Here is a 19,284-nt window from a genome sequence, read left to right as displayed (position 1 = left end):
CAATTAAAATAATTAATTTACAGTCTACTATAAATATACGTAATTAATGAAACCAATTCTACAATTATATCGAGGTTATGCCAATGAAGAAGAATTAATTGTGATGGGGCATGTTTTTAAAAGAACGTATGACTATGATTTTCAGAAGAAAAACCTAAAAAACGCACGTTCAATTATTAACCAGTTTAGGATAAAAACAATTCAAAATTTTGATGTTTATCTTAAATGCGGCGGTTTAGAGATTCACACCAAAACGCTTGATGATGGGTATTTTAAATTTTGTATTCCCGTTGAAAAAGAAATGAGTTTTGGATGGATGGAATATGAAGTGAGCATTAAATATGGTGAAAGCATCATCACTTCAAAAGGAAGTTTTATTCGTCCTCATAAAGGAAATTTAGGTATCATATCAGATATTGATGATACTTTCCTTATCTCGCACACACGCAATATTTTCAGAAAAATATACATTTTACTTTTCAAAAATGTCAATGACAGGAAAATCTTTAAAGATGTTGTGACGCATTATCAGGCTTTAAGTTCAGCTGGAAGAAATAATAAAGGGGAAGAAAATGCTTTTTTTTATGTTTCGAGCAGTGAATGGAATTTATATAGGTTTATTGTAAAATTCACTAAAATCCACAAACTTCCGAGAGCTGTTATTTTATTAAAAGATATTAAAAGGGGAATTACGGATTTCTTCATGAGCGGAAGAGGAAACCATGATCATAAATTTGATAAAATAAAACATGTTTTAGAGTTTTATCCCAATCTAAAATATGTTCTTTTAGGAGATGACTCACAGCATGATCCTGTTTTATACGAGCGCATCTGCAAAATATTTCCCGTTACTGTTATTGCAGTTTATATCAGGCAGACTGGCAAAACTCAAAAAACGGAAGTAAAAAAAATCATGAAAAATTTAGAATCGCTTGATGTTTCTGTATGTTATTTTAAAGAAAGCAGCGAAGCGATAATGCACTCAAAATCTATTGGGGTTATTAAGTAGGTTTCAAGTTTCAAGTTTCAGGTTTCAGGTTTCAGGTTTCAGGTTCTTGTTGAAACGTGAAACCTGAAACTTGAAACAAAAAATCTAAGCATTAAAGTTATCAATCTCCTCCTGAACGATTTCCCAATCGATAAGTAATTGATCCAGATCTTGTTTCTTTTTATTGTATGCTGTAAAAAATGATGCATCTTCAATATGTTTGTCATAATTAGAAGCCAGCATTTTGTCATCGTGCTGAATATCGTTTTCTAATTGTTTTATTTGACTTTCTATTTTACTTAATCGGTTTTGAAGTGCTTTTCCTTTTTTCTGATCTTCGTATGAAGTTTTGTTATTTTCTTTAGGGGCTGCCACTTTTTCAACATCTTTTTTCTCTACTTCGCGCATGTTTTCAAGATTACGCTGCTCTAAGAAAAAGTTTATATCGCCTAAATATTCTTTAATTTTTTGATCTTTGAATTCATACACAATGTTCGACATTCCCTGCAGGAAATCTCTATCGTGCGAAACCAATAATAAAGTACCGCCAAATTTTTGAAGCGCTGCCTTTAAAACGTTCTTTGATTTAATATCCAGGTGATTCGTAGGCTCATCCATCAGCAATACGTTGATGGGCTGTAATAGCAGTTTACAAAGAGCCAAACGGTTACGCTCACCTCCTGAAAGTACTTTTACTTTTTTCTCAACATCATCTCCACGGAATAAAAACGATCCCAGCATATCACGAACTTTAGAACGGTTTGTGTCTGTTGCAGCGTCTTCCATAGTTTGCAGCAAAGTGATTTCGCCATCAAGATATTCTGCCTGATTTTGGGCAAAATAACCTAATTGTACATTATGTCCTAATTTGATATTTCCATTATATTCAAATTCGTTTACAATGGCTTTAATAAAAGTCGATTTTCCTTGTCCGTTCTGTCCCACAAAGGCAATTTTACTGCCGCGTTCTACAAGTAAATCAATATCTTTTAAGATGACTTTATCTCCGTAAGCTTTTGTAACATGTTCCGCTTCAATTACTACTTTTCCTGGTTCTTTTGAAACCGGAAACGAAATATTCATTACTGAATTATCGTCTTCATCAACTTCAATTCGTTCTACTTTATCCAGTTTTTTAATCAGCGATTGTGCCATTGAAGCTTTTGAGGCCTTTGCACGGAACTTTTCAATTAATTTTTCTGTTTCTTCAATCTTTTTAGCCTGGTTCTTTTGAGTCGCCAATTGCTTTTCACGAATTTCATGACGCAATTCTAAATATTGAGAATAAGGTTTATTAAAATCGTATGCTTTTCCTAAAGAGATTTCGATTGTACGGTTTGTAACATTATCAAGAAACATTTTATCGTGCGAAACGATTACTACAACTCCAGGATAATTACGCAGGAAACTTTCTAACCAAATGATACTTTCAATATCTAAGTGGTTGGTTGGCTCATCCAGCAATAAAACATCATTTGACTGTAATAATAATTTAGCTAATTCGATACGCATTCTCCAACCTCCGGAAAATGTTTCGGTTTGGTTGTTAAACACTTCTCTCTTGAAACCAAGTCCTAAAAGAATTTTCTCTGTATCTCCTACATAATTATAACCTCCAAGAAGTTCAAAACGATGTGTGTAATCAGATAAATCTTCGATGATCTGACCGTATTCTTCACTTTCATAATCGGTTCTGGTAACCAATTGATGATTGATTTCTTCTAGTTTTTTCTCTACAATTTTGATTTCTGTAAAAGCTTCATACGCTTCTTCTAATACGGTTCTTCCTTGTTCAAAATCGATATCCTGGCGTAAAAATCCCATTCTGATATCTTTTTCCTGAGAAATAACCCCAGAATCTGGTTTAAAATCTCCTGCGAGCATTTTTAGCATTGTCGATTTACCCGCTCCGTTTTTACCAACAAGACCTACGCGGTCGCCGGCACCTAAACGAAAAGTAACTTCTTCAAATAAATATGTTCCTCCAAAAGAAACCGAAAGATTGTGTATATTAAGCATAATTTGTAACTATTGTGGCAAGCAGTAAAGGTTTTAAGCACCTTATTTACTTTACTTTTTGAAAGTGCAAAAGTATGACAATTAATTTAAGTTTCGACTGTCGTTTTAAAAACAAATATTACAGAACTTTTTGATGGCAAAAACTCCATTTTACTGCTTAAGTTCTTTTGTTTCAATAACAATAATTATAAAAAAAAAGGATAGAAATCTTTTAGACTTCTATCCGTTTTAATAAATCGTTTCTCTTCTTTTTTATACCTCTGTTGCTTCTTTTGGCTCTGGTAATAAAATTGATAATAATACTGATATTACTAAAATTCCTCCAATAACAATTAACGAATAAATCGAATCAATATGATAGAATGGAGCAATAATCATTTTCACACCAATGAAAGAAAGGATAATGGCCAGTCCGTATTGCAGCTTACTAAATAAGTGAATGAAATTATCTAATAAGAAGAACAGTGCTCTTAATCCTAAAATTGCAAAAATGTTAGAAGTGTAAAGAATAAATGGATCATTTGAAATCGCAAAAATCGCCGGAATAGAGTCAACTGCAAATAATAAATCCGTAAACTCGATTACTGCTACCACTACTAAAAGCGGTGTTGCTAATTTTTTTCCGTTTTCGTATGTAAAGAATTTATCGCCATCGTATTTATCAGAAACACTAAAAAACTTTCTGATTAATCTTGCTCCTCTTGTATTGTTGTAATCTTCTTCGTCATCATCATCTCCGGCAGACCAAGATTTGATTCCTGCATATACAAGGAATAATCCAAAGGCTGTCATGATTAAATTGATGTCATATTTGAAACCTTCTACTCCAACAAGACTTAATAGTTTGTTTAGGTAAGTAAGTTCTATTAAGAATGCTCCTGAGAATATAAAAATAGCCCTTAAAACCAAGGCTCCTATAATACCCCAGAAAAGAACCTTATGTTTGTTTTCGTTTTGTACATCAAAAAATTTAAAAACCAATATAAATACAAAAAGATTATCTACAGAAAGTGCTTTCTCTATCCAGTATGCAGACTGGAACTCATAAAATTTGGCAGCTCCTGCAAAGTGATAGATCAAACCACTAAAAATCATTGCTAAACTTATCCATACTAATGACCATGTAATCGCTTCTTTATTAGTTACGACATGGCTTTTCTTGTTGAAGATTCCTAAATCTAACAACAGCATGATTACTACTGCAACCGCAAAAACTATTATTAAACCGGGATGTTCTGAAAAAATAGGGTGTTGATTCATTTTTAAATATTAATTAAGTTAGATTTTAAATTATTTATTGGCCATTGTAACTACTATAACCCTGCCTCCTTCTTCTTTAGAAAGGAGTATTTTTTTACCATCTGTAAGCTCCAGCATTGTCCCAATAGGAATTTCTTTATCCTCCGTAACATCTTTTAATGATGTCAGCTTTTGATTAACAAATACCCATTTATCATTATAGAAAGTAAAATAACCTACCGGCACTTTTTGTTCTGCCGTGAGTTTTTCATTTCGGGCAATATTACGATTAACATGCCATTGAAACAAATATTGATCGTTATAAACCATTAATCTGTGATTCTCGGGTTTCCAGACGGTTTCCTGAAACTGATAATAAAGGTCTAAAACCGGAAGTGTCCCTTTGTGAGCAGTATTACAAAACGGACATCTAGGTGTATTTGTGTTATCAAAAACATACCATTTTTGTTCGCATGAAGCGTTATGGCATTTTTGCATCAAATCAGTTGTTTTTAACAGTGCGATTTCCCATTCTTCTGCATTTGGTCTCTGCATTGGGTTGTGCAATCCGTCTATGAAAACTTTGTCAAACAAGGTTTTAAGATATGGACCTGTAATGGCATAAGGCAATTTGGTGATATCTGCCCAAGGCAAGTCCCATTTTGAAACCTGATTGAGTTTTGGTCTGTTTGCTGCGTCAGTTGGATGTTCTATAAACATTGCTTTTTCTCCCATAGACAGCAAATCATCTTTTTCGGTATCAAGATCATGGACCTTTCCTCCTTTTAACGGATGTCTGTGCAATAAAAACATATAAATTAAAACCGGCAATGCATGCAGATCTGTTAATCTGCTTGGTAATTTTCTATTGGGATCAGTTTTATTAAGATGTTTGGTAGAAAGTACTTCTGGTGCTATAAATTCTGCTGTACCAATAACTTCTGCAGGAAATAATCCCGGAACTACAAGTCCATCCAAATCAATCATACATGCCGATTTATTGACAGGATCTATTAGAACATTATTGTATGATAAATCAGAATGTGCCAATCCCATGGCATGCATTTTTTTTACGCCGCGGGTCAAATTGACACAAACCTGGAAATAACTCAGCCAATCGCCTAATTCTGATTTTGCAACTCTAAGCGGAAAATTTGGATTTCTAAATTTAGAACCTGCAAACCATTTTCCGTTTTTTTCTTTTCCCTGAATTAAATCGCTGGTTTCATAACCTTTTTTAAAGAAAAATTTAGAATCGTAAATAGGCACAATGATTCCGGTTAATCCTTTATGTTCAATAACATCAGTTGGCCATCTGTATACTTCGTTTAAATAATAGTCGCCTGCATCTCCGTTTTGAATTTGAACTAAATATTTATTTGTAATTCTTTGGAGTCTCTCTTTTTGATTAAAATCTAGTTTTTCTCTAAAAATCGCAACTACATATTTTTTATCGGGACTAAAATAAACATCCTTTACACCACCACGCATAGGTTCGCCATTATCAACAAATTGATATGATTTTGCGTTGTCATTAATAGATTTTACTGTAATAGTACTCATACTTAATAAATTATAGCAAGGGTTCTGTCATCGTGATTTCCCGGACTCCAAAAATCCATCCAGCTCGAAAGCTGTTGCGCAATATCAGAATTTTCTTTCGAAAAATCAACTGTACTTCCATCTTCATTTCCCCCATTTAAATCATCAAGAAAATCTTTCCATTTTTCGATTTTTTCCAAATTGGCTTCAACGACAAATTTAGGGTCGTAAATTCCGTCTGTCATCAGCATTAAATAAGAGAAATCATCTACAAGTTTAAAGCCGAATCTGGTTGAAAATTTATCATTCTGAAAAATTTCGGGCATGGTAACAAAGCGTGTTCCGCCTCCAAAATCACCTACATCCAGCCAGTTCATTAATTTAATTTCGGTAAGATCTTTATTTAATAATCCGATTGGGCAGTCGCCAATTCCGAAAGTTAAAATGGCATATCCAAAATCGTATTTTTTAACCAATGCAAAAATTAAAGTTGCATGTAAATTCTTTAATTCTGTTTCGTTTTTTATTGCAAATTCTTCTAATTTTTGATGTGCAGCATGTGCGGCTTTTGAAAGATTTTGATAAACAAAATGGCTTATTTTTTTTGATGTTTCGTCGCTGGCTTTATTATGATGCTCAGCCAAAACCTGATCAAATTCTTTTAGATTTTCTGGATTTAAATTTTCTTCAAAATACTGAATAACAGTTTCACACGCTATTTTAGAACCTTTTCTTGAGAGTTTTGCAGATCCTGCCCCATCAGAAACCGCCAGAACACTCCAGCCTATTTCTTTTAAATTTTTAAATGCAAAATCATCTTCTCTAAAGGAGCCCGTATTGGCATGACTTCTTCCTCTTTTGGATGCTACTACAATATTTTTATCTAAAAATTTAGCAGCAACTGCTTCATTATCCGGTTTCCAGAAAGGATCGTTTTTATCGCTTTCAATATTTTTCCACAATGATTTAGGATCTGGATTTATAATAAGCGTCAGCACTTTTTCATTTAAAGCAGAATCTTCGGGTTCGCCTTCAATCCTAAATTTTATTTTGATTTTTAAATCGCCGCTTATTTCTGGAGTTCCAATAAGCTCATCATTTTTAGTAAATTCAAGACCTGTATTTTCCAAACCTTCAATTTCTAAGGCAATAAAATCATTCCAGCCCAAAGTATTGAAATCAATTTTTGCATAATATTTTTTATTAACGGTTCCGTTTGGTATTGAAACCGTTTGGGTCAAAATATCATGAATTTTATTTTTCAACATCCAATTCTCCATAATCATTTTTTGGTTTTCCTGAATTATTTTTACTGCGTTCACATTTTGTTCATTAGAAGCAAATGCTGCAAAAAGAGCTGCTTTATCTGCAGAAATGTCAATTTTCTTTTGTGATAAAAAAGACTGAATATATCTTTTAGTCTCTTCCATAAATTATCCCTGCGTTCTGTTTACATCAAAACCGCCTTCACCGCAGCCATAACTTCCCTGATTACCGCACCATGGACACGTACTGATATTTTCATCGCCAATACAATGTATTTTACCGCATACACAAACGGCAAAAGCAACCTGATTGCCACAACACGGACAGGTTGGACCGCCTATAAGTTCATCGGTATTGACTTTATTGTTGAAATTTCCAGAATCGGCTAATTCAAAATAAGAATTATCAACTTGATAAGCTCCGACTAATTTGTAATTTTTAGACGATAATTCGATTCCGGCATAAATAGATTCGGCAATAGTTTTGCGGTATTTCATCAAATACGGTCTTTTGGTATTTTGACATTTTCCGTTTAAAACCACAAAATTATCATCGACATATTGACGATTCGGAATTTCTTTGGTTAAATCTATTTTCGAAAGTGTTTCTCCGTCTAATTTAGCCAATTCAAAACCGCTCGAGTTGTTTTCTACACTTATACTGCTTGTTTTAATAGAATCTGTGACCCATTTAAAAAACTCTTTGTACGACTGTACATTGGTATTTTTAAAATGAAGTACATTTTCTGTAAGTTCGCCTAATAATTTTGTATCTGTTTCGCTGCCAAAAGAGATCGCAATTAAGTTGGCTGTTCGCTGCCAGTTTTGTTTCCATTCGTTTATGGCTGCCTGACTGTCATCTGTAGGAACTCCATCTGTAAAAAGGAATACAATGGGTTTCCAATCGCCTTTTACCTCATAAGTTGTTTTAACGATATTAGTTCTTAATTCATACATTAAATGTCCTAAACCTTTGCTAAGCGATGTACCGCTGCCAATAGGAAATTTTGGCGGATAAAAGCTCACAATTTCCTGCAGAGGAACGAGTGTTTTAGGCTGGCCGGCAAATACTATAATCGACACAAAAACAGTTTCTAGAGCATGCGGATCTGTTTTTAAAGCCTGAATTATGGTCGCCAATCCTTCCTCAACCTGCTGAATGGGCTCTCCAACCATTGATTCCGAAATATCAATTAAAAAATATATGGGTAATCTTCTCATCTTAAAGGAAATTTAATAACATTAAAAAAATAACTAAAAGCAGGATCTGAGTCATATCTACCGCTAAACCTACTCCAACCTGAAAAGGTTTGATCATTGTTTTTAGAGAATTGAATATGGGCGAAAAAATACTATTGAAAAATTCAAATATGCCTTTGTACTGCGGATTCAATTTGTCTTTATACGGCAGTAATTTGGAGTACAAAAACAACCCGACAATTAGAATTTGGATAAATAGTTTTAAGAAATACATTATGAAACTGCTTTTATTAATTCGTTTGCGATTTCTTTAAAAACCAGTTCTTCATCGGCATTGATTTTCTTTGATCCATAAACGGCAACTCCATCATTTACGGTCATAAAATTCATGGAAAAAGAAGCTCCATAACATTTATTTCCTCCATTAAAAGGGATAGCATGCATTACTTTTATGTACATACAATTTTGACGTATAATAACATCGTCTATATAAAAATCATGCTGCACATAACTGTTAAGCAAAGTTCGTCTGGCTTTTTCGATAGAAAAACCACTAATCCCGGCAGTTTTATAACAAATATTGAGACTGTCAATATTCATGTTATCTAATTTTTCCTGCGGTGTAAACTTGTGTACAACAGCGTAGGTCGTGTCAGTGTAATAAGTCGTGTTAGTATCTCCATGAGAGGATTGATTTACTTTTTGTATTATATGTACAATTAAACCAATAACTGAAATTATTGTTCCCAGCACTTCCATAATTAGATCACAACAGTTATTTCACTTGGCGGCGGAGGAAGCATTACACTCTCTCCCGTTCCCTGGCTTTTGTTACCTTGTTCAATTGTTTCTGAAACCCATTTGAAAAATTGTTTCAGCGTAGAGCTATCAGCTGATGCTAAATGTACTACGTTGTCTGTCAGTTCTTTTAGAATATCATCATTGGCCATGTGTCCGGCTGCACATCCTACAACTGCTCCAAAACTCATATTTCGTATTTCGGCAGTCTTCTCTCTGTAAAACTGAATATCGGATGGTTTTCCGTCGGTAAAAACAAAAAGTAGCGGCTTCCAATCTCCTTTTTGATCTGCAGAACCTTTTATAACTTCTTTATTTACTTTTTGAATAACAAAATCAAGTCCGGCTCCTGTATTTGTGGGACCACTCTGCGGACAAGTGATTTCTGGAAGCTGAAAGTGAACCAGCTCTGTCAGCGGCACGATTTCTTTTACTTCTCGGTCATACGTAATTATGCTGATCCAAAGTGAATCTAACGCCTGAGCATCTGAACGCAACGTATTGATCATACCACTTAAAGCATTATTTAAAGCTTGAATTGGCTCTCCATACATCGATCCTGATGTATCTAGTAAAAAATAAACTGGTAGTCTTCTCATATAACTTTAAAGAAAATGATTTAATAAATGAAATTACCTAACGCTCACAACCAGATGGCAAAAATTATAGGCATACGTAATGCGTATAACTTCTATCAAAAAGATGTAATACTAAAAAACTTAATTAAAAACAGTACTATAAAAACTCCGCCTTTCCGGAAGTTAAACCACAATGTTTAATTCAGATGGCGGCGGAGGTAATTCTTTAAAATTTGTAAAATCTTTACCAAAATCTTCAACTTTTGTTGAAGTTACTCCAATTGAAGCGGTTACCCATTGAAAAAACTTGCCAATACTAGCGCTGTCTGCAGTATCGAGACTTACTACATTATCTGTAATTTGTTTTAAAATTGCAGTATCTGCTCCGCCTCCTGCACCGCACGCAACTGTAAAGGCAACTTTTGCTTTCTTAAATTCATTCAGACCATTTTCCCAATTATCAGTGGGGATTCCATCGGTCATAATAAAAACTAATGGTTTCCAGTCTCCTTTCTGTTCTGTTGTTGTTTTGGCAACTTCAGTTTCTATTTTTTGTGCAGCTAATCGTAACGCTTCGCCCAGTGCGGTTACACCTGAAGCCTTAAGATCAACCATTTGAAAAGATGCCAAATCTGTTAAAGGAATAATTTGCTGCGCTGTAGTATCGAAAGTTATTACACTTAAAAAAGCAGTTTCAATGGCTTGCGGATTTTGTCTTAATGAACTAATCATCATTTGAACGCCATTTTTCACAGCTTCAATAGGCTCACCGGTCATTGATCCCGATGTGTCTAATACTAAATATACAGGCAGTCTTCTCATGGTTAAAATTTATTTATACAGGAATATTATAAGTTGGTCTCTCGTTATTAATATCGCCTGCCTGATTAGAGCTTTCGATACCATTAATATTATATGTATTTGTATTGGCCTCAGGATCATGCTGTGCTAAATGGCTCATAACTGCCTGAGTCAGGTCTTTGCCTCCAACTACATGATGGTATGCTGACCCAATTGTATAAATGGGGCCCCACGGAATTCCCCACCAGCCAATGATTAAATTTAGAAATACATATCCGTAAGAATACTTAAAAGTATTTTCGTCAGGTCTGATAAAATAAATATCAGAACTTCTTTTTAAGGTCATTAATATAAATGAAACTGTGTACGGAAAAACCACAAATTTACCTCCCTGCTGAACCATGTCTCTTATTTGAGAAACTCTTAGTCCTTCAATGTTTTTGATTTCCATTACAGGTAAGATTGTACGATTTTATGAATCGTCTGTCCTAAGAATGTATCATCTGTTGGATCTCCAATCGCGCTGAATTTCCATTCGCCATTACGTTTGTACAATTTACCCATGATAATTGAGCGTTTGTTTACGTATTGTGAATCTGCAGAAACATTATACGAAGCAAATTCTGAAACTACTTTTGTTGGAGTACCCTCATACATTCTGATTTTTGCATAAGGAATTTGAGAGAAATCTTCTTTTCCGGCATTATTTAAGAAGAAAAATATCTGACTAACTTTGGCATCAACTTTAGAAAGGTCAACCGTAATAATTTCATTATCCAAACCATCATCACCTCCGGTATCTCCTGCAAGGTCATCACCAGTGTGTTTTAGAGCTCCGTCAACACTTAACAATTTACCTTTTGGAAGACCAAATTGCTGTAATACTTCGACTCTGTACAAAGGAGAATATAAATGATCGCAAAGTTTATTTTGATCGTCAATTAATACACAGCTCAAATCTAAGTCGATTTCTACTACGTTTTTTGATAATCCTAAGAATCCTTTGGTTTCTATTGCTCCCCAGTTTACACCAACGCAGAAATTGGTTAATGTTTCTCCGCTTGTTTTTCTTAAATCAATTTTTTGTCCTTTGGTTAAGTTAATTGCCATAGTTTTTTAATAGGGTTTAAGTTAATTATATTTATTTAAATAATCTTGTAAGCCGCCTTTCATTCCAATACCAACTGCTTCAAATTTCCACTCATTATTTCTTTTATAAATTCTTCCAAACTCAACTGCAGTTTCAATAGAAAAATCTTCATCTAATTCGTATTTAACCAGTTCTGTGTTAGTTTGATCGAGGATTCTGATATATGAATTTCTAATTTGTCCGAAGTTTTGTCTTTTTGTATCGGCGTGGTGAATCGTTACAACAAATGAAATTTCATGCACATCCGGAGATATTGTAGATAGATCAATTTGTATTTTTTCATCATCTCCATCTCCTGCACCTGTTAAGTTATCTCCGGTATGAGTTACCGCTCCATCAGGCGATTTTAAGTTGTTGTAATAAACGAAATGGTTGTCATTTGGAATTTTGCCATTTGCACCCACCAAAAAAACTGAAGCATCTAAATCAAAATCTGAACCTGTATTACTTGAGTTACTGTCCCATCCAAGTCCCACAATAAATTTTGGTGCGTCAATACTTTGTCTTTGACCTTTTTCTAAGTTAATTGCCATTTTATTTATTCTTTAATTAATATTAATATTCAACATTGTTTTCAAAATATTAGTCTGTTCATCGACATTTTGCAAATCTTCTAAAAAGTCAACAGATGATATTTTATTTAAATAATCTTTTAAAACTTCTTGAACACTCTCTGGAAGAGAGGTTTTAATTGTGCTTAATTCTAATTCCAACAAAGCGTTTTTATCTTTCAATTGCGCAATAATTTCTTCTTTAGCCGAATTATTTTTTGAAAGATTTACTACTTTTTCCATATCGTTTTCTATGAAAGAAAAAGATTTTTCATTTCCAACAAAAATAAATTTGTCATTAGAATCTCTAAACTCATACACCTCAATAATCTCATTATTACAAACTAAACCGCATAAAAACTTAATCTTAAAATTGAGTATGTTAAGTCGGCCTAAGAGTTTTTTCTCGAACTTAACGTACTTGTTTTCATAATTTTTCTTATTGGCAGTAGTCAGTTTTTCATATTGATCGATATTAATCTCCCTGTAATATTCTGATTTAATGGCATCCGAAAAAGACATTACATCACTCCAATCAAAAAAACTATTACTATCTGTTGCAAAAATCTGATAGAGCTGCTCAATTTTTTTTGACATTTTTTGGGCGTGCTCTTTTGTCTGATCAGAGAATTTTTCTTCTCCTATTTCAAAACTCAGTTTTGAGATTATATCGCCGTTAATGTATATTTCATCTGAAATGAGAGTATACTGCTGTTCTTTAGATTTTTTTATTTTTTGAAACAAATCAATCAGACTATTTGTATACTGAATGTGAAACAATTCGAGTTTATTAATGTCTAATGATTGATTCTTTTGAAAAAGAGAATGAATGACTTTTGTTCTTACCAAAACGCCAACAAAATCCTTGTGGTTAAAAAAATTGGACAACAATTTTAAAACCACAAGCTTTCTGTTACTATCTTTTATTATTTGAACGTATCTTTCCTCTTCCTCTTGCTGCATTCCGTTAATTCCTTATTCTTTTAACTTACAACCCCTTTTTTCAATTCTGCTTCAAGGCTTTGTAATCCTGCATCAAGCTGTCTGCGGGTTTCTGTACCTTGGTCGTGAATTTGTTTTACTTCGGTTAAAGTGTCTATTAATGATTTAGTCGTCATTTTTAATGTCTCTAATGAAACGACTGTGTTTTCATTTTCTTTCGCCACTTCAATACTATTTTGTTTCAGCATTTCTGCATTTTTCTGCAAAATGGTATTAGTGGTTTCAGATACTCTCCTCTGAACTTCAATATTTTGTTTTTGTCTTTGAAGTGCCACAGCAAGTGTAAGCTGGTTTTTCCAGACTGGCATTGTGGTAGTCAGGATAGACTGTGCTTTCTCGGCAATTGAGGTGTTGTTATTTTGAACCACACGTATTTGCGCTAAAGATTGCAGCATAATGAAACGAACAATTTTCATATCGGCAAGACGTTTGTCGAGACGATTAATGAAATTTCTTTTGTCTGAAATCTGGTAATCCTGGTACTGAGCCGGATTTCCTTCCATTACAGCAAGTTCTTCTCCTAATTCTTTAAATCGAATCTGCCCTGCAATAATATGTTTTTCCATTTCTTTAATAAGACCAACATTACCGTCAAACATAGTTTGAAGCGCACTGTTATCTTTTACAGAATTGATCATTCCGGCCTTTACCTTATTACTGATTTTATCAATATTAACCGTAATTTTATCGTATTGCTGGAATAACTTTTTTACATCTACTACTAGTTTATTCAGCAGTGGAATTTTAGAAAGAAATCTTTTAAAAGGCCCCTGATCAAGCTGATCTACATCAACATAATTTAATTCTGTCAACAAATCATTGATTAGAGTTCCTACTTCGCCAGAATTATATGTTCTAACATTAGTTAAGAAAGTATCACTTTGCTTGGCTATCGAATTTTGAATTTCGGCTCCATAGTTTAAAATCGAATTCGCATCATTTTCGTTTAACTGATTCGAAATTGATTTGAAATTATTTACTTCAGCTTCTGAGATTGAAGTTAAATTCACATTACCATCTTTGTCAATCAAAGCGGTATTTTCCTGAGTAACTAATTGATTTTCTTCCATTTTAGTTTATAGATGATTTTGTTGAATAGTAACGATAGTCTGCTCCAGCTTTTTATCATTTGTTGGAACTCCAACTGCACTAAATTTCCACTCCTCATTTCTTTTGTAAAACACCCCTAAAACCATAGAAACATTTCCTGCAAAAGTTACATCGTTTGCCACATCAAAACGTGCAAATTCCTGGCTTACTTTTGTAGGTGTTCCTTCGTAGATACGGATAGAAGCAAAAGGAATATCTTTAAAATCCTGTCCTCTAAAACTATTTATAAAAAACGCAACATGGTTTGCTGCCGGTGATAGTTGTGAAAAATCTAAAGTGATCACTTCATTATCTAAACCGTCATCTCCATTTAAATCTCCTGTCAAATCATCTCCACTGTGTTTAATAGCACGGTCGTTTGAAATTAATTTTCTGAAATTTACAGAATCAATATGATTTTTTTTATCATCATAAACGGCACAGCTGGCATCTAAATCTACCGCTTCTTTTTTAGTTCCAAAAAAACCTTTTTTCTCAATTGCGCCCCAATTTACACCAACACAAATGTTTTGCAATTTGGTACCATTACTTTTTTCAAGATTTATACGTTGTCCTTTTTCTAAGTTAATTGCCATGTTTCTAGTTATATTTGTTTAAATAATCTTCTAATCCGCCTTTCATTCCAACACCCATTGCTTCAAATTTCCACTGCCCGTCTTTATTGTAAATTCTTCCAAACTCAACTGCAGTTTCTATAGAGAAATCTTCTTCTAATTCATATTTCACCATTTCTGTATTATTGCTGTCATCTACAATTCTGATAAACGAATTTCTAACCTGTCCAAAATTTTGTTTTCTGTTTACAGCGTCATGAATCGTTACTACAATACAAACTTCTTTTACAGCCGGGTTTATTTTAGTAAGGTCAATTTTTACTTGTTCGTCATCTCCGTCACCGTCTCCTGTTAGGTTATCACCTGTATGAATAACTGCCTCATCCGGAGATTTAAGGTTATTGTAAAAAACAAAATGAGAATCAGATAAAATTTTTCTGTTATCACCTAAAATAAAAACAGAAGCATCAAGGTCAAAACTTGATCCTGTGGTGCTGTTGTTTGTATCCCATCCTAAACCAATTGTAAATTTCGGAGCGTTTATATTTTCGCGCTGTCCTTTTTGTAAGTTGATAGCCATAGTGTTAATCTATTTTTATTACATTAATGTTTGTTTTATATTCTAAAATCTGGTGATAATTATTGCTTATCGCCAAATGAAATAATTCATCGCTTTTTTGAGAAGAAATACTATTGATTAAATACCCAAACTCCTCTTCATTTAAACTCAAAATAAATTTTACTATTCTGGTATTGTATTGAAAGTGTTCGCTGTTAATAACCGAGATAATATCTTCAACATTTTTAATATCAAAATAATTATAATGGTTTTCAATTTTAGGATGAATCTCCTTATTGGCCAGTTCTGCGAAGTAAACAAAAATGAAATCTCCGTTTACATTATACTGATTTAGTATCTTGTTTACTGTATGTTCGTGACTTCCGGTTATTTTGATATCGTCAACAAAAATGCAGAGTTTATCATTAATAAAGTTTCGGTCAATGTAATACGTATCATTGGATATTAAATTCACTCTTTCATTAAAGTCCAAATTTCCGTAATCTGTAACATAGGTTTGATTTCTATAGATTTTTGACTCTATACTGGCTTTTTTACCATTTCTAAATAAAAAGCTGTTTAATTCTTTTTTGAAATAGTAACATAGGAAGTTGGAAGCCGTAGGTATAGACAAATACGGACTAGGTAAAATGACAATCTCTTCGTCTGAAAGAAGTAGTTCTCTAAACTGATCTACAAATCCTGCAAATAAATCTTTGGCAAATTTTTCTGCGTAAAATTTGTCACCAAACTTAAATCGGCTGTATTCATTTTCTTTAAATGGACAATTATCTTTGTCGATAATTTTATGTAAGCTGTAACTTTTGTTCACTTTTAATTTTTTAATAGATGCGCTTCAAATCCAAAATTGACTGCGCCATTATAATCTGCAATACTATTATCTCCAATATGCAGTATTTTGTTTTTTTGTATTTCTTTTGATTCTTTTACCCGATCAAAAACCAGCTGAAAAATTTCTTTGTTTGGTTTTGAAAACCCTACTTCATCAGAATAAATCTGAAAGGAAATAAAATCTGCCAATTCATAATGCGATATCAGTTTTCTTAAACTTTTTCCCTTTATAAATCCGGTATTGCTCAATATGTTAATTGATTTTCCTTCTGAAACTATCTCTTCAAACTGAATTTTAATATCTGGAAAAATCAATTCTGGTTTATTATTAAAAAATAAAGCTTCTGTCTCATCATAAAACGCGGCTAATCTGTCTAAACCATTTGATTCTAAATTTACCTCGAGGGCGCCTAAAATTAGGTAATAAATCTCGTAAGTACTTAAATTTAATCCTGTTTTTTCGTTAATGTTATTGCACAAAACATCATAATAACGCACTACCTCAGATACTTTTTCGATAGATGCATTTATTTCAAAAAAATCTTTAAACAATAGATTTCTCTTTCGTTTAAATTCAGGATTAGACCGTATCAATGTTAGCCATAAATCAAAAGAAAAATGGTTGTGATTTTTGTAATTTATTTTCAAAATTTATTTTAAAAAAAAGATGGAAACATTCTGATTTTGAATGCGCACAGTTAATATTATTTTATTATTTCTCCCGAAAAGTATTTTTCAAGGAAAAAGCCTAAATCTGCCTTATATCCAATACCCGAAGCTTCAAATCTCCACTGGTTATTGCGTTTGTAAAGTCTTCCGAATTCAACTCCAGTTTCAACCGAAAAATCCTCGTCTAATTCGTATTTAGCAATTTCTTCTCCATTTGCATCATCCACAATTCTAATATAAGAATTTCGGACCTGTCCAAAATTTTGTTTTCTTCTTTCAAAATCTTCGATAGTAACTACAAAAAGGATCTCCTGAACATTTGGGTCAATTTTACTTAAATCTACTTTTATTGCCTCGTCATCATCTCCATCGCTGTTACCGCCTGTTGGGTCATCTCCCGTATGCTCCAGCGCTCCATCAGGAGAATTTAAATTATTATAAAAAACAAAGTAATTTTCATCCAGAAGTTTACGATCAGAGTTGATCATTATTGCAGAAGCATCTAAGTCAAATTCATGACCTGTGCCCTCATTTGGGTCCCAGCCTAATCCTACAGAAATTCTAGACAGTCCAATGTCAATTTTTTGTCCTTTTTGTAAATTTATTGCCATTATTATAATTCTTTAATTAGATTTTAAATTATACAATGATACAAAAAGCAAAGTAAGTAAAAATGTGGGATTCCGTAAAAGCAGAAATATTTATTAACAAATTAGCAATTTGGGGAAAAAAAATTACTGTAACTCGCAAAAATCAAACATTCTATTCCTCTTAATAGTTCCAACAAAATAGGTATATTTGCATTATTCTGCTTTAAAAAATTTACAAGTAATTTTTCCTATACTGATAAAAAGAATTTACTCCCTTAAAAAGAAATAAAAGCGGCAGGACTTACCTAATAATACTTATACTAATGTTGAAAAAAGGATCTAAACTAAATAGCATTTTAACAGGAAGTTGTCCAAGATGCCAAAAAGAGAGCATGTATTCAGACAGAAATCCGCTTCATTTGACTAAAGTTCTAAAAATGAACGACCATTGCAGTCATTGCGGCTTAAAATATCAAATTGAACCATCCTTTTTTTATGGCGCAATGTATGTAAGTTATGGTTTGAATGTTGCTGTTGGAATTGCAGCGTTCATTGTTTCTTTTGTCTTTTTTGGAGCAAGTATAGAACAGTCATTTATAGCGATTGTTATTACATTAATCCTACTATTTCCATTTGTTCTTCGTCTTTCAAGAAATTTATATATTAATATGTTTATTTCTTACGATGCTAAGGCCGGTCAGAATTAAGGCTCTTTAAGTATCTTTTATGAAAACGTTTAATATCAATTTCACGCTCTAAAGGAACATCATTTTCAATATAATCATACAAAACTTTGGCCATTGCCGGCCCAAGCATAACGCCTCGCGTTCCTAACCCGTTCAGAATATGAAGTGACTGAAACTGTTCGTGAGTTCCTATCAAAGGTCTTCTGTCTTTTACAGTAGGACGAACTCCGCCATAATGTTCTATGATTTCAAAATCGCAGTTAATAATTTCCTTTATCCTATCTATTAATTCCTGTTTTCCTTCTGAGGTAGGCAGATCTGTTTTATCCTGCCAGTTATAAGTAGCACCAACTTTAAACAAATCATTTCCCATAGGCAATATGAAAACACTTGTATTTATAATAACGTCCAAATCTAAATCTGGAGCTTTTATTACAAACATTTCCCCTTTAGTACCGTCTAATGGCAGGTAATTAAAAAATGGGTTTTTATGAAGCCCGAACCCTTCCGCAAAAATAATATGACGTGCCTGAATATTTTTATATTGAACTCCAAAATCAAAAAATTCAATATATCCCCAGTCAAACGACTGGTCTAAAAGTAAATCATTGTTTTTTAAATACTCTCTATAAGTATCCAATAGCAGCATAGTATCCACATAACCGGTATGCAGGACTTCTCCATAATTATAAGGAGAATCTATGCTTTTATATTTTTTTGAAACCAGTTTTGTAGACAAAAAAGGCGCTAAGTTTCTTTTATCAGAAGCTGCAAACCAATTGTTTTGCTCTTCGATAGAAAAAAATTTTCTCAGTATTGGAAGTTTATGATTAAACTTCGTCTGTAGTTTTTCCTCAATCTCATCATAAAAATCATTCATAATGATCAATTGTTCCTGTGCATTCCAAACTTCGCTAAATCTTTTTAAAATAACAGGATTATAAAATCCTCCAGCTACCCTCGAAGAAACTTGAGACATATTATCTACCACTAAAATAGATTTATTGTTTTTTAATGCAATTTCAGCAAACGAAATTCCAGCCAATCCAGATCCGACGATTAAATAGTCAAGCATTGTGTAGTATAATAAAATAAAAAACTCTTACTGCAAAGGTAGTAAGAGTTTTTCGT

Annotated in this window: 21 protein-coding genes; 2 read left to right on the top strand and 19 right to left on the bottom strand. The window is 33.1% G+C overall.

All coding sequences use genetic code 11. The features are described 5' to 3' along the window. Positions 1-46: 46 nt before the first annotated feature. On the top strand, positions 47-1,009 hold the full coding sequence (locus BKM63_RS10365; protein ID WP_071636534.1) for an App1 family protein: 963 nt from the start codon (positions 47-49) through the stop codon (positions 1,007-1,009). Positions 1,010-1,093: 84 nt separating this feature from the next. On the opposite strand, the gene BKM63_RS10360 is transcribed toward BKM63_RS10365, so the two are convergent. The 18 genes from BKM63_RS10360 to BKM63_RS10270 form a co-directional block, all read right to left on the bottom strand. Then, on the bottom strand, positions 1,094-3,007 hold the full coding sequence (locus BKM63_RS10360) for an ABC-F family ATP-binding cassette domain-containing protein (protein ID WP_071636533.1): 1,914 nt from the start codon (positions 3,005-3,007) through the stop codon (positions 1,094-1,096). A gap of 252 nt (positions 3,008-3,259) precedes the next feature. Continuing rightward, positions 3,260-4,267: a TerC/Alx family metal homeostasis membrane protein gene (locus BKM63_RS10355; RefSeq protein WP_071636532.1), complete on the bottom strand. Its 1,008-nt coding sequence runs from the start codon at positions 4,265-4,267 to the stop codon at positions 3,260-3,262. A 30-nt stretch (positions 4,268-4,297) separates the two neighbouring features. Then, positions 4,298-5,809: a helix-hairpin-helix domain-containing protein gene (locus tag BKM63_RS10350; protein WP_071636531.1), complete on the bottom strand. Its 1,512-nt coding sequence runs from the start codon at positions 5,807-5,809 to the stop codon at positions 4,298-4,300. 2 nt (positions 5,810-5,811) lie between these two features. After that, a complete protein-coding gene (locus BKM63_RS10345) occupies positions 5,812-7,218 on the bottom strand; it encodes a PP2C family serine/threonine-protein phosphatase (protein WP_071636530.1) in 1,407 nt (468 codons plus the stop codon). A gap of 3 nt (positions 7,219-7,221) precedes the next feature. Further along, positions 7,222-8,274, bottom strand: coding sequence for a TerY-C metal binding domain-containing protein (locus BKM63_RS10340; protein WP_071636529.1), 1,053 nt, complete (start codon positions 8,272-8,274; stop codon positions 7,222-7,224). Positions 8,275-8,526: 252 nt separating this feature from the next. After that, positions 8,527-9,012 carry a hypothetical protein gene (locus tag BKM63_RS10330; RefSeq protein WP_071636527.1) on the bottom strand — a complete coding sequence of 162 codons (486 nt, stop codon included), beginning with the start codon at positions 9,010-9,012 and terminating at the stop codon, positions 8,527-8,529. A 2-nt stretch (positions 9,013-9,014) separates the two neighbouring features. Then, positions 9,015-9,650, bottom strand: coding sequence for a vWA domain-containing protein (locus BKM63_RS10325; RefSeq protein WP_071636526.1), 636 nt, complete (start codon positions 9,648-9,650; stop codon positions 9,015-9,017). Positions 9,651-9,812: 162 nt separating this feature from the next. Continuing rightward, the gene (locus tag BKM63_RS10320) at positions 9,813-10,451 is read right to left on the bottom strand and encodes a vWA domain-containing protein (protein ID WP_071636525.1); all 639 of its coding nucleotides are present in this window, start codon (positions 10,449-10,451) and stop codon (positions 9,813-9,815) included. A 13-nt stretch (positions 10,452-10,464) separates the two neighbouring features. Next, positions 10,465-10,881, bottom strand: a complete 417-nt coding sequence (locus tag BKM63_RS10315; protein WP_071636524.1) for a hypothetical protein — start codon at positions 10,879-10,881, stop codon at positions 10,465-10,467. Beyond that, on the bottom strand, positions 10,881-11,540 hold the full coding sequence (locus BKM63_RS10310; protein WP_071636523.1) for a TerD family protein: 660 nt from the start codon (positions 11,538-11,540) through the stop codon (positions 10,881-10,883). Before BKM63_RS10310 ends, BKM63_RS10315 begins: the two co-directional genes overlap by 1 nt. A 21-nt stretch (positions 11,541-11,561) precedes the next feature. Next, on the bottom strand, positions 11,562-12,113 hold the full coding sequence (locus BKM63_RS10305; RefSeq protein ID WP_071636522.1) for a TerD family protein: 552 nt from the start codon (positions 12,111-12,113) through the stop codon (positions 11,562-11,564). 12 nt (positions 12,114-12,125) lie between these two features. Continuing rightward, entirely contained in the window at positions 12,126-13,094 is a 969-nt protein-coding gene (locus BKM63_RS10300) for a hypothetical protein (RefSeq protein WP_071636521.1), read from the bottom strand. Positions 13,095-13,114: 20 nt separating this feature from the next. Further along, the gene (locus tag BKM63_RS10295; protein WP_071636520.1) at positions 13,115-14,203 is read right to left on the bottom strand and encodes a toxic anion resistance protein; all 1,089 of its coding nucleotides are present in this window, start codon (positions 14,201-14,203) and stop codon (positions 13,115-13,117) included. A gap of 6 nt (positions 14,204-14,209) precedes the next feature. Next, the gene (locus BKM63_RS10290; RefSeq protein ID WP_071636519.1) at positions 14,210-14,818 is read right to left on the bottom strand and encodes a TerD family protein; all 609 of its coding nucleotides are present in this window, start codon (positions 14,816-14,818) and stop codon (positions 14,210-14,212) included. 4 nt (positions 14,819-14,822) lie between these two features. Then, positions 14,823-15,377, bottom strand: a complete 555-nt coding sequence (locus BKM63_RS10285) for a TerD family protein (protein ID WP_071636518.1) — start codon at positions 15,375-15,377, stop codon at positions 14,823-14,825. Positions 15,378-15,381: 4 nt separating this feature from the next. Next, a complete protein-coding gene (locus tag BKM63_RS10280; protein ID WP_071636517.1) occupies positions 15,382-16,188 on the bottom strand; it encodes a phosphoribosyltransferase family protein in 807 nt (268 codons plus the stop codon). 2 nt (positions 16,189-16,190) lie between these two features. Continuing rightward, complete coding sequence (locus tag BKM63_RS10275) at positions 16,191-16,856, bottom strand: HAD family hydrolase (RefSeq protein WP_071636516.1); 666 nt, start codon at positions 16,854-16,856, stop codon at positions 16,191-16,193. 56 nt (positions 16,857-16,912) lie between these two features. Next, positions 16,913-17,488 carry a TerD family protein gene (locus BKM63_RS10270; protein WP_071636515.1) on the bottom strand — a complete coding sequence of 192 codons (576 nt, stop codon included), beginning with the start codon at positions 17,486-17,488 and terminating at the stop codon, positions 16,913-16,915. A gap of 302 nt (positions 17,489-17,790) precedes the next feature. On the opposite strand from BKM63_RS10270, the gene BKM63_RS10265 reads away from it, so the two are divergent. Further along, on the top strand, positions 17,791-18,174 hold the full coding sequence (locus tag BKM63_RS10265; RefSeq protein ID WP_071636514.1) for a DUF983 domain-containing protein: 384 nt from the start codon (positions 17,791-17,793) through the stop codon (positions 18,172-18,174). Here the strand turns inward: BKM63_RS10265 and BKM63_RS10260 are convergent. Then, positions 18,155-19,228 (bottom strand): NAD(P)/FAD-dependent oxidoreductase, encoded by a 1,074-nt coding sequence (locus BKM63_RS10260; RefSeq protein ID WP_071636513.1) that lies wholly within the window; start codon positions 19,226-19,228, stop codon positions 18,155-18,157. The genes BKM63_RS10265 and BKM63_RS10260 overlap by 20 nt on opposite strands. Positions 19,229-19,284: the final 56 nt, after the last annotated feature.

It is taken from the genome of Flavobacterium johnsoniae, from assembly GCF_001879205.1.
Classification (GTDB): Bacteria; Bacteroidota; Bacteroidia; order Flavobacteriales; family Flavobacteriaceae; genus Flavobacterium; species Flavobacterium johnsoniae_A.
The sequence above is the reverse complement of the archived record's forward strand: the minus strand, read 5'-3'. Positions and strand labels throughout refer to the sequence as shown.